Consider the following 16,017-nt stretch of genomic DNA (forward strand, 5'->3'; position numbering starts at 1 on the left):
CGTGGCCGATGCTGCGGCGCTTCGATTCCGAACGCCACAGCATCCCCATGTTCTTCATCAAGACCGAGAAAGCGCGCCAGGAACTGCAGCCGGGCCGCCGCACCCTGGGCCAGCGCGAGCGCGCCCTGCTGCTGATGGCCGACGGCCAGCGCTCGGTCACCGATTTCGGCGAGCTCTTCGGCGGCCGCGACGAGGCCGGCCGCGTGGCGCTGCATCTGGTGCAGCAAGGCTACCTGCTGGACTCGCGGCCCCTGCGATCCGCGGTGCCCGCGCCGGCACGCCAGGCGCCCGAAGCCATCCCGCAGGCGGCGGTCTCGGCCGACACCTTCGACGGCAAGCGTTCGCTCGCCACCACGCGCATGTTCCTCTTCGATCTGTGCGAGCGCATGTTCGTGCGCCGCGATCCGGTGCTGGCCGGGCAGTTCCGCGAGGCCCTGCGCGAGTCGCGCGACCGCGAATCGATGCTGTCGGTCGCCGAGGCCATGCTGGGCGAAATCGAGAAGCTCGCGGGCGCCGAGCGCGCTGGCTCGATCCGCGACCGCATCCTGCGCCTGCTGCCGGCCGAGGAGGCCGTGCACTGAAAACAAGGGTTACAGCATGGGCCCCGGTACGGCGCCTTGGCTGACACGCGGCACCCCTCTTTCTGAATAGGCTTGGGGAGTTGCGGCTGCTTCGCGCGGCCAGCGTCGCCGTTTCCGCATTCAGGCGGTAACATGTTCACGCGGCCGCAACCGGCGAGGAACGCATGGGGCGACAACCCGCCGCTTCTCTTTTCTTCTCTCCCCTGAAGGCAAATGACAAGCTACGGTTTCGTTCACTTGGAATTCGGCGACCAGCACCGCGAGCGTTCGCTCCAGGTGCTGGACAAGCTGCGAATCCGCCTGGCCCAGGATGGCGACCGCTTCTCCAGCGTGATCGTCGACAACGCCAGCGCCGTACACGCGGAAAGCGCGACCGGCTCGGACTCCGCGCAGGGCCTGGTGGTCACCGGCGACAACAGCAACCGCGAATTCTCTGGCTGGGACACCGGCATCGAGACCCTCCTCGCGCGCGGCGAACAGCCCGACGTCTGGATCTTCTCGAACGACACGGTGGCCCTCAACCACGCCTGGAGCGAACGGCGGCTCGAGCGCTTCGGCGGCGAGATCCGCAAGCTCGCCCTGCATCCGGGGCCCTGGCTCTTCGGCGAGATCAACGACTTTCCGCGCTCGACCATGACCCCCATGGGGCCCCTGCTCGAATGGGTCTCGACCTACTGCTTCGCGATGAACAACACGCTGCGCCACCGGCTGGGCACGCTCTCGCCCGGCAACGCGCTGCTGGATTCGCTGGTGAACGAGCAGTTCGAGCCCGGCCGCGGCGTGTTCCGCGACCACGTGGGCGAGGCGTATGTCGATTTCGTGTCCGCCTGGCTGATCAGCGACGACGGCGAGGGCGAGCAGAAGAGGCGCCGCTTCAAGTGGGACCACGAATGGCACAGGGCCAGCCCACTCGGCACCGAGAACTTCGAGGACCTGCGCATGAAGGCGCGCTGCTGTCTCTCGGAACACATGCTGAGCCTGCGCGCGCGCCAGGCAGGCGCCGACATCCGCTCGCCCTACGATGCCCGCAACTTGCGCGAGCACGTCCGGCGCTCCCTGCAGTTCCTCTCGGACAAGCTGTGGGAGAAATTCCTGCTGCGGCGGCTGCGGCTGGAGCGGTCGTAGGCGCGGTTTCCCTTACACTCGACCCGGTCAGGAGAGAGCCCCGCAGCGCGGGGCCGCCGAAGGCGCAGGGCCCCTCGAAGAACGGGCCCGAACGCTCAGGCAAAAGGACTGACGAGGCGCCCGTTCTTTCGGGCGTTTCCTTGCTGGAGAGAGGCGGCGCTTTGCTTTTGGCAAAGCCCGTCCACCGAAGGAGCAAACCCCGATCGTGGGGCGAATCTCTCAGGTAAAGCGGACAGCAGGGGTGGCCCATGGCTTTGCTGCCATGGATCTGGACTGCCCCTGATGGAGAGTGCCTTGGCCTCTGCTCCCGACGATCTGCAAAAGACCCCTCTGTACAACCTGCATGTGGAGCTCGGCGCCCGGATGGTGCCCTTCGCGGGCTATTCGATGCCGGTGCAGTACCCCGCCGGCCTGATGGCCGAGCACAAGCACACGCGCACAGCCGCGGGCCTCTTCGACATCTCGCACATGGGCCAGCTGCGCCTGGTCGGGCCCGAGGCCGCTGCCGCCTTCGAGACCCTGATGCCGGTCGACGTGATCGGCCTGGCGCCCGGCAAGCAGCGCTACGGCCTGCTGCTGAACGACCAGGGCGGCATCCTCGACGACCTGATGTTCTTCAACGAGGGCGGCGATTCGATCTTCGTGATCGTCAACGGCGCCTGCAAGGCCGCCGACATCGCCCACATCCAGGCGAAGATCGGCCAGCGCTGCCAGGTGCAGCCCCTGCCCGACCACGCCCTGCTCGCGCTGCAGGGCCCGCAGGCCGCGGGCGTGCTGGCGCGCCTGTCGCCCGGCATCGAGCGCTTCGTCTTCATGACGGGCGGCAAGGTGCAGATCGGCGGCATCGCGGCCTTCGCCACCCGCAGCGGCTACACCGGCGAGGACGGCTTCGAGATCTCGGTCGCCGCACCTGACGCGGAGGCGCTCGCCCGGCTGCTGCTGACGCAGCCCGAGGTGCAGCCCATCGGCCTGGGTGCGCGCAATTCGCTGCGCCTCGAAGCGGGCCTCTGCCTCTACGGCAACGACATCGACACCACGACCACCCCGGTCGAGGCCTCGCTCAACTGGGCCATGCAGAAGGTGCGCCGCAGCGGCGGCGCGCGCGAGGGCGGCTTTCCCGGCGCGGCGCGGGTGCTGGCGCAACTCACGGCCGACAGCGGCACGGCCGGCCGCCTCGACCACGACACGCTCAAGCGCAAGCGCGTCGGCCTGGTGGCGCTGGAGCGCGTGCCGGTGCGCGACGGCACGCTGCTCGAATCCTTCGAGGGCCTGCCCATCGGCCAGGTGACCAGCGGCCTGCTGGGCCCGACGGTCGACCGGCCCGTCGCGATGGGCTATGTCGCCCTCGCCTACGCCGAGCCCGGCACCCGCCTGCAGGCCATCGTGCGCGGCAAGCCGGTGCCGATGGAAGTCAGCACCCTGCCCTTCGTGCCCGCGCGCTACTGGCGCGGCTAGTTCTTCCTTTCTTTCTTCCTTCCCTTTCTCTTCCCCCAGGAGCCATTCCATGACCATCAAATACACCAAGGACCACGAGTGGGTGAACGCCGAGGGCGACAACGCCACCGTCGGCATCACGCTGCACGCCCAGGACGCGCTGGGCGACGTGGTCTTCGTCGACCTGCCGCAGGTCGGCCAGGGCTACGCCCAGGGCGAAGTCGCCGGCGTGGTGGAGTCGGTTAAGGCTGCGGCCGACGTCTTCATGCCGGTCGCGGGCGAGATCACCGAAGTCAACGAGGCGCTGCGCGCCGACCCCTCGCTGGCCAACAGCGCGCCCGAAGGCGAAGGCTGGTTCTTCAAGATGAAGATCACCGAGCCCGCGCAGCTCGACGCCCTGCTCGACAAGACCACCTACGACAAGTTCGCCGAAGAGAACTGAAAAGCGGACAGCCGCCGCGTTTGTTCCCCCTCCCCTGAGCCCCTCCATGCCGAAGTCCTCCCTGCCCTCCCTGCCCACCCTCGCCGATCTCGAGAATGCCGGCGAATTCATCGCCCGCCACATCGGCATCGAGGCCGAGGACGAGGCGCGCATGCTCGCCGCCGTCGGCTCCAAGACGCGCGCCGAGCTGATCGACGGCATCGTGCCGCCGGCCATCCGCCGCAGCCATCCGATGCAGCTCCCCGCGCCCGTGACCGAAGCCGGCGCGTTGGCCGAGCTGCGCGCCATCGCGGCGAAGAACAAGGTGGCGCGGAACTTCATCGGCCAGGGCTACTACGGCACCCACACGCCCGGCGTGATCCTGCGCAACGTGCTGGAGAACCCGGCCTGGTACACGGCCTACACGCCCTACCAGGCCGAGATCTCGCAGGGCCGCATGGAGGCGCTGCTCAACTTCCAGACCATGGTCTGCGACCTGACCGGCATGGCGATCGCCAACGCCTCGATGCTCGACGAGGCCACCGCCGCGGCCGAGGCGATGACGCTGGCGCGCCGCAGCGTCAAGAGCAAGAGCAAGGTGTTCCTGGTCTCGGGCGACTGCCATCCGCAGACCATCGAGGTGATCAAGACGCGCGCCGCACCGCTGGGCATCGAGGTCAAGGTCAGCACCGTCTCCGAGACGCTGCCGCACCTGATGGCCGGCGGCGATTTCTTCGGCGCGCTGGCGCAGTACCCCGCCACCACCGGCCACGTGCACGATCTGCGCCCGCTGGCCGGCCATGCCCACGCCTGCGACGCCGCCTTCTGCGTGGCGGCCGACCTGCTGGCGCTCACCCTGCTGGCGCCGCCCGGCGAATGGGACGCCGACATCGTCTGCGGCACCACGCAGCGCTTCGGCATGCCCTTGTGCAATGGCGGCCCGCATGCGGCCTACCTGGCCTGCCGCGATGAATTCAAGCGCTCGCTGCCCGGCCGGCTGGTCGGCGTCAGCGTCGACACGCAGGGCCGCCCGGCCTACCGCCTGGCGCTGCAGACGCGCGAGCAGCACATCCGCCGCGAGAAGGCCACTTCCAACATCTGCACGGCGCAGGTGTTGCCGGCAGTGGTCGCGAGCATGTATGCTGTCTACCACGGGCCCGCAGGCCTGACGCGCATCGCGCAGCGCGTGGCCGCCCTCACCGCCATCCTGGCGCAGGGCCTGGAGCAGATGGGCCGCGAGCTGGCCAACGCCACCGCCTTCGACACGCTCACGGTCCTGACCGGCGAGGACACGCCGAAGATCCTGGAGCGCGCCCAGGCCGCCTCGGTCAACCTGCGCCAGGGCCTGCAGCAGCACCTGGGCATCTCGCTGGACGAGACCAGCACCCGCGCCGACATCGAGACCCTGTGGGCCCTGTTCGTGCCGGCCGGCACGCCGATGCCGCGCTTCGAGGAGCTCTCGGCCACGGTCGGTTCGCGCATCCCGCTGGACCTGCAGCGCACCAGCGGCTTCCTCGCACACCCCGTGTTCAACACCCACAAGAGCGAGACCGCGATGCTGCGCTACATCCGCAGCCTCTCCGACAAAGACCTCGCGCTCGACCGCAGCATGATCCCGCTGGGCAGCTGCACCATGAAGCTCAACGCGACCAGCGAGATGATCCCCATCACCTGGCCCGAGTTCGCGGACATCCATCCCTTCGCGCCGGCCGAGCAGCTGCAGGGCTACGCCGAGCTCGACGCGCAGCTGCGCGCCTGGCTGTGCGAGGCCACCGGCTACGCCGGCATCAGCCTGCAGCCCAATGCCGGCTCGCAGGGCGAATACGCCGGCCTGCTGGCCATCAAGGCCTACCACGAAGCCCAGGGCCACGGCCACCGCAACATCTGCCTGATCCCCTCCTCCGCCCACGGCACCAACCCGGCGAGCGCGCAGATGGTGGGCATGAAGGTGGTGGTGACCGCCTGCGACGCGCAGGGCAACATCGACATGGACGACCTCACGCGCGCCTGCGAGCAGCACCGCGACGACCTGGCCGCGGTGATGATCACCTACCCCAGCACCCACGGCGTGTTCGAGACCCGCGTCAAGGAGCTGTGCGAGATCGTGCATGCGCACGGCGGCCGCGTGTACGTCGACGGCGCCAACATGAACGCGCTGGTCGGCGTGGCCGCGCCCGGCGAGTTCGGCGGCGACGTCAGCCACCTCAACCTGCACAAGACCTTCTGCATCCCGCACGGCGGCGGCGGGCCCGGCGTGGGACCGGTGTGCGTGGTCGAGGACCTGGTGCCCTACCTGCCCGGCCACGTGAGCGGCGGCCTCCCCTCGAACGGCGTGGGCGCCGTGTCGGCCGCGCCGCTGGGCAACGCAGCGGTGCTGCCGATCAGCTGGATGTACTGCCGCATGATGGGCGCGGCCGGCTTGCAGGCCGCGACCGAGGTCGCGATCCTGAGCGCCAACTACATCAGCGCGCGGCTCAAGGACCATTACCCCACGCTCTACGCCAGCCCCAACGGCCACGTGGCGCACGAGTGCATCCTGGACCTGCGCCCGCTCAAGGACAGCAGCGGCGTGACGGCCGAGGACGTGGCCAAGCGATTGATCGACTACGGCTTCCACGCGCCCACGCTGAGCTTCCCGGTGCCCGGCACGCTCATGGTCGAGCCGACCGAGAGCGAGCCCTTGGCCGAACTGGACCGCTTCGTCGACGCGATGATCGTGATCCGCGGCGAGATCCGCCGCATCGAGGAAGGCATCTGGCCGCGCGAGGACAACCCGCTGAAGAACGCGCCACACACGGCCGACAGCCTGCTGGCCAGCGAATGGACCCGGCCCTACTCGCGCGAGCTCGGCGCCTTCCCCATCGCCTCGGTCAAGGACGCCAAGTACTGGCCGCCGGTGGGCCGCATCGACAACGTCTACGGCGACCGCAACCTGTTCTGCAGCTGCGTGCCAGTGGCCGACTACGCGTGATGGCGCCCGGCGCGCACCGGGCGAAATAGGTCTTTGCCTACGGGGCGCGCGGCGAGGGGCTCCTAGCATGGGCTCGTCTCATGCAATCCAACTGGCCCCAAACCCTCTGGATCGTTCGCCACGGCCAAAGCGCCGGCAATGTCGCGCGCGATGCGGCCGAAGCCGGCGGGCTCCCGCTGATCGAGCTGGCGTGGCGCGACATCGACGTGCCGCTGTCCGAGCTGGGCATCGAGCAGTCGATCGCGCTCGGCGACTGGTTCGCCCGGCTGCCGGCGCAGGAGAAGCCCGAGGTGATCCTGTGCTCGCCCTATGTCCGCGCCCGCGCCACCGCGGAGCTGGTGGCCGAGCATGGCGGCCTGTCCGGCGAAAGCATCAAGCTGCGCGTGGACGAGCGCCTGCGGGAGAAGGAGTTCGGCATCCTGGACCGGCTGACCAAGCTGGGCATCCGCCAGAAGCATCCCGAGCTGAACGAGCAGCGCCTGCACGTGGGCAAGTTCTACTTCCGCCCGCCCGGCGGCGAGAGCTGGTGCGACGTGATCCTGCGCCTGCGCAGCGTCCTCGAGATGGTGACGCGCGAGTACGCGGAGCGGCGCGTGCTGGTGGTGGCGCACCAGGTCATCGTCAACTGCCTGCGCTACCTGCTCGAGCACATGGACGAGCAGCAGATCCTCGATATCGACCGCCAGGGCGACGTGCCCAACTGCGCCATCACCTCCTACCGCGCCGAGCGCCGCGAACAGGAGGACGAGGTGCTCCAGCTCGATCTGGTGAACTTCCTCGCCCCGCTGCGCGAAGCCGCCACGCCGGTGACCCGCGCGCCCGACCAGCCGGCGGCCCCCAAGCCCTGAGGCTCCTCCCGGTGCCATGGCCACGCCGCGCGCCGCAGCCCTGACCGACGCATCGCTGGCGCGCTGGCCCCTGCCCGACCCGGGCGCCGACGCCGACAAGGAGGCGCGCGGCCGTGTGCTGGTCATCGCGGGCAGCGGCGAGATGCCCGGCGCCGCGCTGCTCGCCGGCACCGCGGCGCTGCGGGCGGGCGCGGGCAAGCTCACACTCGCATGCCCCGCGTGCGTCGCTCAGGGCCTGGCGCTCGCGGTGCCCGAGTCGCGCGTCATCGCCCTGCCCGAGACGCGCGGCGGTGGACTGGCCGCACGTGGCTGCGAGAGCCTGGCCCCACTGGCCGCTCAGGTGGCGGCCGTGGTCGTCGGACCGGGCCTTTGCGACGAGCGCGGCAGCATGGCCTTCGTGCGCCGGCTGCTGCGGCTCTTTCGCGAGCGGACCGTGGTGCTGGATTCGATCGCGATGTCGGTGGCGGCCATGAAAGCCTTCGACCAGCCGGTGCTCCTGACGCCGCATGCAGGCGAAATGGCGCACCTGTGCGGCCTGCCCAAGGAGCTCGTCGCGCAGGAAGCGCTGCAGGTGGCGTGCGAAGCGGCCATTCGCTGGAAGGCCTGCGTGGTGCTCAAGGGCGCAAGCACGGTGATCGCGACGCCGCATGGCCGGGCCTGGCGCTTCGACGGAGGCTCGAACGGGCTCGCCACCTCGGGCTCGGGCGACGTGCTGGCCGGGCTGATGGGCGGCTTCGCGGCGCGCGGCCTGCCGCCGGAGCAGGCGGCGGCGTGGGCCGTGGTGGTCCATGCAGTGGCGGGCAGGAAGCTGGGCCGGCGCGTCGGACCCCTGGGCTACCTGGCGCGCGAGCTGGCGGGGGAAGTGCCGGGGGTCGTCCGGCAGATCGGCCGCTGAGCCGCGTCGCCGTTGCAAAAATTTACAACTCTCGATGTCGATCGGATGCGCTCTGCTTCGACGTCCCTGTAGAGCCTCATTCCGAGACTCGCCACCCAACCCTTCAGGAGTACGACATGCGATTCATGGTGATTGTGAAAGCCAACAAGGACAGCGAAGCCGGCGTCATGCCGACCGAAAAGATGCTCACCGAGATGGGCAAGTACAACGAGGAGCTCGTCAAGGCCGGCGTGATGCTCGCCGGCGAGGGCCTGCAGCCCACGTCCAAGGGCGCGCGCGTGCGCTTCGACGGCAAGACCCGCACCGTGACCGACGGCCCCTTCAGCGAGACCAAGGAACTGATCGCCGGCTTCTGGCTGTGGCAGGTGCGCTCCCGGGACGAGGCCATCGAATGGCTCAAGCGCGCGCCCTTCACCGACGGCGAGGAGCTCGAGCTGCGCCAGGTCTTCGAGATGGAGGACTTCGGCGCCGAGTTAACCCCTGAGCTGCGCGAGCAGGAAAAGCGCGTGATGGCCGAGGTGGAAAAGAACCGCGGCAAGTCCTGAACGGCCATCCACCCTCTGACGGAGATTCGACAATGAAATTCATGGTGATTCGAAAAGCCGACAAGGACACCGAAGCCGGCGTGATGCCCACCGAGCAGTTGGTCACCGACATGCTCAAGTACAACGAGGAGATGATCAAGGCGGGCGTCATGCTCGACGGCATGGGCCTGCAGCCCAGCATCAAGGGCGCGCGCGTCAAGTTCGACAACGGCAAGCCGACGGTGATCGACGGTCCCTTCACCGAGGCCAAGGAACTGGTCGCCGGCTTCAGCCTGATCCAGGTGAAGTCCAGGCAAGAGGCCATCGAGTGGGTCAAGCGCTGGCCGCCTATCGACGGCGGCGGCAACGTCGAGATCGAGATCCGGCAGGTCTACGAGGCCGAGGACTTCGGCGCCGAATTCACGCCCGAGATGCGCAAGCACGAGGCGTGGCTGCGCGAGGCGGCCGAGAAGCGTTCCGCGGGCAGGAACTGAGGGCGCTGAGGGACGCGCTATATGCTTGCTGTCCTTCTTTTGGCAGAGGACTGCATCGCATGAGATTCGTGATCCTGAGCCAGGCCGGCCCCTCCGGACAGGCCGTCCCGGTTCCATCGCCTTCCGCCGGCATCACGTTGCACGAGAACGCGCCGGTCGCCGCCGATGCGGTCGGCATCCACGTCCGCTTTACGGACGCCGGCCCCGAAGAGACACGCGTCCCTTTCCCGAGCGCGACGCGCGTGGCGGGCCTCGGCATCGTCGAGGCCGAGTCGCGTCAGGCGGTCGCCGAGTGGCTGCGTGACGCGGCCGGTGGTGAGGACGAAGCCGGCTTCGAGATCCGCGAGACCGGCTGCGCCGGCGGGCTGGCAGGGGTCGATCCTTCGGGCACTGCCAGCCAGCCGCGCTTCCTGATCCTGGTGAAAGCCGATGCGGACACCGAGGCCGAGGCGCCCAGCGATCCCGCGAAACTCGCGGCCATGGCGCGGCGCAACGACGAGGGCGTCCGCGCCGGCCTGCTGCTGGCGGGTGATGGCCTGCGCTCCACCGCGCGTGGCACGCGCGTGCGCGTTGGCAACGGCAAAGCCAGCGTGATGGACGGCCCCTTCGCCGAAGCCAAGGAACTGGTCGCCGGCTTCTGGCTGATCCAGGCCGATTCCATGGACGAAGCCATTGCCTGGGTCCGGCGCTATCCCTTCGCCCAGGCGCGGCCCGAGGTCGAGATCCACCCCGTGGCCGGTTGAAAAAATCAGCTGCCCTGTCGATCCGGCCGCGCCTCGTTCGACGTCCAGATAGAGCCTCAGGTTTTTCTCGAGCTGCCCGCATCGGGTGGCGGCCTGGCTCGCTATCCAAGGAGTGAAGACATGCGATTCATGATGCTGATGATCCCCAAGGGCTACGAGAGCGCGGCCCCCGGCACCATGCCCGACGCGAAGGCGGTCGAGGCCATGATGAAGTACAACAAGTCGCTGAGGGACGCCGGCGTGCTGATCACGCTCGACGGCCTGCGGCCACCCTCCGAGGGCGCGCGCGTCAGCTTCCCCGGCGGCAAGCCCAAGGTAACGGACGGCCCCTTCGCCGAAGCCAAGGAGGTGCTGGGCGGCTACTGGATGATCGACGTGAAGTCCCAAGCAGAGGCCATCGCCTGGGCCTCGCGCTGCCCCGGCTCGGAGAACGAGACCATCGAGATCCGCCAGGTGCAGGAGATGGAGGATTTCCCGCCCGATGTGCAGAAGGCGGCCGAAGGGTTCACCGAGATGCAAAAGCGCTGAAGACGCATGACCGCCCCCGACATCCACCGCACCATCAACGCCGTCTGGCGCATCGAGTCGGCGAAGATCATCGGCGCGCTCGCGCGCATGGTGCGCGATGTGGGCGTGGCCGAGGAGCTGGCGCAGGACGCGCTGGTCGCCGCGCTCGAGCAATGGCCGCGCGAGGGCGTGCCGGACAACCCCGCCGCCTGGCTGATGCAGGCCTCCAAGCACCGCGCGCTGGACCTGCTGCGCCGGCGCAAGCTGCATGCGAGCAAGGAGGGCGAGATCGGTCGCGAGATCGACGCGCAGCACGAGATGGCGGCGGCGGACTTTGCCGAGGCGGTCGATGCCGCGCTCGACGACGACGTGGGCGACGACCTGCTGCGCCTGGTCTTCACCGCCTGCCACCCGGTGCTGTCGCCCGAGGCGCGCGTGGCGCTCACGCTGCGCCTGCTGGGCGGGCTCACCACCGACGAGATCGCACGTTCATTCCTGGTGCCGGAGCCCACCATCGCGCAGCGCATCGTGCGCGCCAAGCGCACGCTCGCGGCGGCGCGTGTGCCCTTCGAGGCGCCGCGCGCGCATGAGCTCGGCGCGCGCCTGGCCTCGGTGCTGGAGGTGATCTACCTGGTCTTCAACGAGGGCTACTCCGCCACCGCCGGCGACGACTGGATGCGCCCGGCGCTGTGCGAGGAAGCGCTGCGCCTGGGCCGCATCCTGGCCGGCCTGGTGCCCGGCGAGCCGGAAGTGCATGGCCTGGTCGCGCTGATGGAGATCCAGGCCTCGCGCTCGGCCGCGCGCGTCGATGCACAGGGCGAGCCGGTGCTGCTGCTGGACCAGAACCGCGCACGCTGGGACCAGATGCTGATCCGCCGCGGCTTCGCCGCGCTGGCGCGCGCCGAGGCCTTGGGCGGCGCGCTCGGCCCCTACGCGCTGCAGGCCGCCATCGCCGCCTGCCATGCGCGCGCCCGCACGCCCGAGCAGACCGACTGGACGCGCATCGCGGCGCTCTACGAGGCGCTGGCGCAGCTCGCGCCCTCACCCATCGTCGAGCTCAACCGCGCGGTCGCGTTGTCGATGGCTTTCGGGCCGGCTGCCGGCCTGGAGCTGGTCGATGCGCTGCGCGACGAGCCGCTGCTGCAGGGCTACCACCTGCTGCCCAGCGTGCGCGGCGACCTGCTGGCCAAGCTGGGCCGCAAGCCCGAGGCCTGCGCGGAGTTCCAGCACGCGGCCTCGCTCACGCGCAATGCGCGCGAGCGCAAGCTGCTGCTGATGCGGGCGCTGGCGTGCTCGGGGAGGCCGTTGCCGGCCAACGAGCGGCAGGCACCGGACTGACTATTCGGCCTTCTTCTTCGCGAGCGCGCCGCCAGCGATCTGTCCGCGAAATTCGCGCAGCCGGGCCTTGAGCCGCCGCTCGTTGACCACGCCCGTGCGGATCATCATCTTCTGCCCGGCCGACAGCGATTCGAGCGCCGGGTCGACGAACTCGTAGTGCACCCAGGGCCGCTCGGAGGGCACGTCGCCCTTGATCTCGACCAGCTTCACCTGCAGCGGCCCCGTCGGCTCGGGTGCCTGCAGCAGGTGGTCGATCACCGCGACCAGGCGGTCGTTGAAATGGCGGTTGGGATAGCCGAGCTCCTCGTACGCCTGCTGGAACAGCGGATAGAGCTTCTGGTAGAGCGCCGCCGCGCGCTGCGGATTCACGGACTCGGCGAACAGCACGAAGGGCGTGTAGCGCGCCGAGTTGTCGAGGTTGATGGTCTGCGCCTCCTTGCTGCCGCCGGCCATGAAACGCTTGGGCGTGCGCTGCACCGGCCACATGCGCGCCGCCGCCTGGTCGCGCGGCAGGTTGTCGACGGTGGCGACGAAGCGGTGTACGAAGCCGTCGGTCTGCAGGAAGCTGCCCACGGACTTGGCGCCAAGCAGTTCGGCCAGTGCGGAGCGCACGTGGGCGTCGGCGTCTTCGAGCTTGGGCAGGGTGGCGTCGGCCGTGGTCTCGACCGGGTTCTGCGGCTGCGCCGGTGCCACTGCCGCAGGCGGCGGAGCCGGTGTGTCGGGCTGCGGCGCGGTGGCCGCCGAGGTCGCTTCGACAGGCGCGGCCTGCTGGTGCGTCCAGCGCCACCAGACGGCACCGGCAGCCAGCGCCAGCACCACCAGCACCACGAGGATCCACAGCGAGGATTCGCGCGCCGGCCTCAGATCGTCGAACTCGCGTTCGGGCATGGGGCATCTCTCCTTTTCATGAGCCCCACCATTGGACGCCATGCGGCGCCGCGGCAGCCGCGACGCTGGTAACGGCCTGTGACGGCAGGTGCTCAGCCCACTCGGATCACGCGCGCGTGCAAGGGTTCCACGCGGCCCAGCCGGCCGCTCAGCCAGGCCCCGCGTCTCCTGCGTCATCGCCGACCGGCAGGTGGATCAGGCCGGTGTGGAAGTCGTACTCGTACACCTCGCCGTAGCGGCCCCATTCGATCGCGGTGCGCAGCACGCGCTCGGCGACCGCGCTGTCAAGGCTGTCGCTCAGCAGCTGCAGGAAAGGCTCCTGCGGCAGCTCGCCGGACGGCGCCTGCTCCAGGCTGTGGCGGATGTGCGCGGCCAGCGGCACACGGGCCAGCAGCTGTTGGCCGAAGAGCTCCTGGCGCAGCGTGTGCGCGCCCTCCACGTAGCGCCGGCCCAGCGGCGTGAGGTGCAGGTCGGCATCGGCCAAGTGCGCGAAGCCGAGCAGCGCCAGCGCCTGGGCCAGCGGCAGCAGCGCGTCGTCGGCGAGCTCGGCCTCCTCCGCCAGCTGCGGCAGGTCGACCCGGCCCTGGCGCTCGCCGTCGATCAGCATCTCCAGCAGCGCCTCCATGCGGCCGACGTCGGCGTCGGGCAGGCGGTGGCTCAGCTGCAGGTGCAGCGGCTCGACGCGCGCCAGGCCGGCGCCGCCGGTCATGAGCGCGTAGACCTCGTCGATCAGCGCGCGCACCTCCAGGCTGTCGCCGTCGCGCGGCCGCGGCAGCGAGATCGGCAGCTCGGCCCGCACGCGGCCCGGGTCGCTGGCGAAGATCAACACGCGGTCGGCCATCAGCACCGCCTCCTCGATGTTGTGGGACACCACGAGCATCGCCTTGGTCGGCATGGCGCCGCCGTCCCACAGCCGCAGGATGTCGTCGCGCAGGCGCTCGCCGGTGAGCACGTCCAGCGCGGAGAAGGCCTCGTCCATCAGCAGCACCTCGGGCTCGACCACCAGCGCGCGCGCGATGCCCACGCGCTGGCGCATGCCGCCGGAGAGCTCGCGCGGCAGCGCGCCCTCGAAGCCGGCGAGCCCGATCAGCTCGATCGCCGCCGCGGCGCGGCGTGCCCGCTCGGCCGCCGCGATGCCGCGCGCCTCCAGGCCCAGCTCCACGTTCTGCTGCACCGTGAGCCAGGGGAAGAGCGCGAAGGACTGGAACACCATCGCGACGCCGCGCGCCGGCGCATACAGCGGCTGGCCGCGGTAGCGCACGGCGCCGGCGTCCGCGCCGATCAGGCCGGCGAGGATGCGCAGCAGCGTCGACTTGCCCGAGCCCGACTGGCCCAGCAGCGCGACGATCTCGCCCTCGGCCAGGCGGAAGTCCACGCCCTCCAGCACCGAGCGGGCCGCGCCCTCGGAAGAGCGGAAGGACTTGCCCACGCCCTGCAGTTCGACGATGGCTTCGGCCATGGCTTTCTCCTTCGCTTCGGTTCAAAAGTGCATCCGGTTCTCGGCCAGCTCGTAGAGCCGCCGCCAGACGAAATGATTCAGGGCCATGACGAACACGCACATCACGCCGATGCCCAAGGCGATGCGCGGAAAGTCGCCGATGGCGGTCATGTGCGCGATGTAGCTGCCCAGGCCGTCGGCCTGCAGGGTGGTGTCGCCCCAGCTCACGTACTCGGCCACGATGCTGGCGTTCCACGAGCCGCCGCTGGCCGTGATGGCCCCGGTGACGAAGCTCGGGAACACGGCCGGCAGCAGGTAGCGCCGCCAGCGCAGCCAGCCGGTCAGCCCGAGGTTGCGAGCTGCAAGGCGCAGCTCGGTCGGCACGCCCGAGGCGCCGGCGATCACGTTGAAGAGCAGGTACCACTGCGTGCCCAACACCATCAGCGGCGACAGCCAGATGTTCGGATTGAGGTGCCAGCGCGCGATGAAGAGCACCGCCACCGGGAACATCAGGTTGGCCGGGAAGGCGGCCAGGAACTGCGCCACGCCCTGCAGCCGCCCCGCCCAGCGCGGACTCATGCCGACCCAGATGCCGAAGGGCACCCACATCAGCGCCGCCAGCGCGATCAGCACCAGCACCCGCGCCAGCGTGTAGAGCCCGAGCACGAACACGTGCCCGACCTCGGCCCAGCCAACCTCGGTGTGGATGAAGCGCACCAGCCAGACCACCGCCAGCAGCACGGCGGCCGCGAGCGTGGCGTCCCACACGCGCTCCGCCGCGCGGTGCGGCGGCCGCGGGCGGGCCTTGATCGAGGTGCCGTCATGGTCGAGCCGCAACAGCAGCAGCGAACGCTCGAGCAGCCGGGCGATGCCGAGGCCGATGCGCTTGAGCCGGTCGGTGCGGCGCAGCCAGGTCAGCAGCCAGGAGCGCGGCGCGTCCTCGCCGCCGCTCTCCTCGAACCGGAACTTGTCGGCCCAGGCGATCAGCGGCCGGAAGAACAGCTGGTCGTAGAGCACGATGCCCACCAGCATGCCGCCGATGGCCCAACCGATGGCGCCCAGGTCGCGCGCCTCAATCGCCATCGCGATGTAGGAGCCGACGCCCGGCAGCTTGATGCTCTGGTGGGACACCGAGATGGCCTCCGAGGCCACCACGAAGAACCAGCCGCCGGACATCGACATCATCATGTTCCACAGCAGGCCCGGCATCGCGAAGGGCAGCTCCAGCCGCCAGAAGCGCTGCCAGCCCGAGAGCTGGAACACGGCCGCCGCCTCGCGCAGCTCGGCCGGCACGGTGCGCAGCGATTGGTACAGGCTGAAGGCCATGTTCCAGGCCTGCGAGGTGAAGATCGCGAAGATCGCCGCGCACTCCACACCCAGCAGGCTGCCCGGGAAGAGCGCGATGAAGCCGGTGACGGTGATCGACAGGAAGCCGAGGATGGGTATGGACTGCAGGATGTCGAGCACCGGCACCAGCACCCGCTCCGCCGCGCGGTACTTGGCGGCCAGCGTGGCGAAGATGCAGCTGAAGACCAGCGAGGCTGCCAGCGCGAGGAACATGCGCAGCGTGGTGCGCAGCAGGTAGTACGGCAGCACCCAGGCATCGAGCCTGATCGGCATCGCCTCGCCCACTTCGTAGGGCCGGACCATCTGCGAACCACCCCAGGCCAGCGCGAACAGCAGGGCCAGGACCAGCGGCAGCAGGGCCCAGTCCCAGCGGTTGCCGCCGGCGGCCACGGCCTGGCGGGGGAAGAAGCGTTTGTCGAGCATGGGCAGCGGAGAGGCAGGGTCGGAATCGCAGACCCTGTCC

15 protein-coding genes and 2 riboswitches are annotated in these 16,017 nt (G+C 69.9%); of the genes, 12 read left to right on the forward strand and 3 right to left on the reverse strand.

What is annotated here, in order from left to right; genetic code table 11:
- The first annotated feature begins 8 nt into the window (after nucleotides 1-8).
- From AC3A6X_RS16470 to AC3A6X_RS16525, 12 genes are all read left to right on the forward strand, one after another.
- Nucleotides 9-581 carry a hypothetical protein gene (locus AC3A6X_RS16470; protein WP_487843191.1) on the forward strand — a complete coding sequence of 191 codons (573 nt, stop codon included), beginning with the start codon at nucleotides 9-11 and terminating at the stop codon, nucleotides 579-581.
- A 213-nt stretch (nucleotides 582-794) separates the two neighbouring features.
- Nucleotides 795-1,706 carry a hypothetical protein gene (locus tag AC3A6X_RS16475; protein WP_487843192.1) on the forward strand — a complete coding sequence of 304 codons (912 nt, stop codon included), beginning with the start codon at nucleotides 795-797 and terminating at the stop codon, nucleotides 1,704-1,706.
- An 18-nt stretch (nucleotides 1,707-1,724) separates the two neighbouring features.
- Nucleotides 1,725-1,823, forward strand: a riboswitch (glycine riboswitch).
- A gap of 16 nt (nucleotides 1,824-1,839) precedes the next feature.
- Nucleotides 1,840-1,952: riboswitch (glycine riboswitch) on the forward strand.
- Nucleotides 1,953-1,988: 36 nt separating this feature from the next.
- A complete protein-coding gene (gcvT, locus tag AC3A6X_RS16480) occupies nucleotides 1,989-3,161 on the forward strand; it encodes a glycine cleavage system aminomethyltransferase GcvT (protein ID WP_487843193.1) in 1,173 nt (390 codons plus the stop codon).
- Nucleotides 3,162-3,210: 49 nt separating this feature from the next.
- Complete coding sequence (gene gcvH, locus AC3A6X_RS16485) at nucleotides 3,211-3,582, forward strand: glycine cleavage system protein GcvH (RefSeq protein ID WP_487843194.1); 372 nt, start codon at nucleotides 3,211-3,213, stop codon at nucleotides 3,580-3,582.
- A 46-nt stretch (nucleotides 3,583-3,628) separates the two neighbouring features.
- Nucleotides 3,629-6,532: an aminomethyl-transferring glycine dehydrogenase gene (gene gcvP / locus AC3A6X_RS16490; RefSeq protein ID WP_487843195.1), complete on the forward strand. Its 2,904-nt coding sequence runs from the start codon at nucleotides 3,629-3,631 to the stop codon at nucleotides 6,530-6,532.
- 80 nt (nucleotides 6,533-6,612) lie between these two features.
- On the forward strand, nucleotides 6,613-7,380 hold the full coding sequence (locus AC3A6X_RS16495; RefSeq protein WP_487843196.1) for a histidine phosphatase family protein: 768 nt from the start codon (nucleotides 6,613-6,615) through the stop codon (nucleotides 7,378-7,380).
- Between the two features lie 16 nt (nucleotides 7,381-7,396).
- Nucleotides 7,397-8,275, forward strand: a complete 879-nt coding sequence (locus AC3A6X_RS16500; protein WP_487843197.1) for an NAD(P)H-hydrate dehydratase — start codon at nucleotides 7,397-7,399, stop codon at nucleotides 8,273-8,275.
- 116 nt (nucleotides 8,276-8,391) lie between these two features.
- Nucleotides 8,392-8,820 (forward strand): YciI family protein, encoded by a 429-nt coding sequence (locus tag AC3A6X_RS16505; RefSeq protein WP_487843198.1) that lies wholly within the window; start codon nucleotides 8,392-8,394, stop codon nucleotides 8,818-8,820.
- A 32-nt stretch (nucleotides 8,821-8,852) separates the two neighbouring features.
- The gene (locus AC3A6X_RS16510) at nucleotides 8,853-9,293 is read left to right on the forward strand and encodes a YciI family protein (RefSeq protein ID WP_487843199.1); all 441 of its coding nucleotides are present in this window, start codon (nucleotides 8,853-8,855) and stop codon (nucleotides 9,291-9,293) included.
- 59 nt (nucleotides 9,294-9,352) lie between these two features.
- Entirely contained in the window at nucleotides 9,353-10,036 is a 684-nt protein-coding gene (locus AC3A6X_RS16515) for a YciI family protein (protein ID WP_487843200.1), read from the forward strand.
- Between the two features lie 120 nt (nucleotides 10,037-10,156).
- Entirely contained in the window at nucleotides 10,157-10,564 is a 408-nt protein-coding gene (locus tag AC3A6X_RS16520) for a YciI family protein (protein WP_487843201.1), read from the forward strand.
- Nucleotides 10,565-10,570: 6 nt separating this feature from the next.
- On the forward strand, nucleotides 10,571-11,881 hold the full coding sequence (locus AC3A6X_RS16525; protein WP_487843202.1) for an RNA polymerase sigma factor: 1,311 nt from the start codon (nucleotides 10,571-10,573) through the stop codon (nucleotides 11,879-11,881).
- Here AC3A6X_RS16525 and AC3A6X_RS16530 read toward each other — a convergent pair whose 3' ends face one another.
- The 3 genes from AC3A6X_RS16530 to AC3A6X_RS16540 all read right to left on the reverse strand — a co-directional run bounded on the left by AC3A6X_RS16530 (nucleotide 11,882) and on the right by AC3A6X_RS16540 (nucleotide 15,977).
- Nucleotides 11,882-12,769: a DUF3014 domain-containing protein gene (locus tag AC3A6X_RS16530; RefSeq protein WP_487843203.1), complete on the reverse strand. Its 888-nt coding sequence runs from the start codon at nucleotides 12,767-12,769 to the stop codon at nucleotides 11,882-11,884.
- Nucleotides 12,770-12,917: 148 nt separating this feature from the next.
- Nucleotides 12,918-14,228, reverse strand: a complete 1,311-nt coding sequence (locus AC3A6X_RS16535) for an ABC transporter ATP-binding protein (RefSeq protein ID WP_487843204.1) — start codon at nucleotides 14,226-14,228, stop codon at nucleotides 12,918-12,920.
- A 21-nt stretch (nucleotides 14,229-14,249) separates the two neighbouring features.
- On the reverse strand, nucleotides 14,250-15,977 hold the full coding sequence (locus AC3A6X_RS16540) for an ABC transporter permease (protein ID WP_487843205.1): 1,728 nt from the start codon (nucleotides 15,975-15,977) through the stop codon (nucleotides 14,250-14,252).
- Nucleotides 15,978-16,017: the final 40 nt, after the last annotated feature.

This window comes from Variovorax sp. Soil_C_12 (assembly GCF_057657375.1).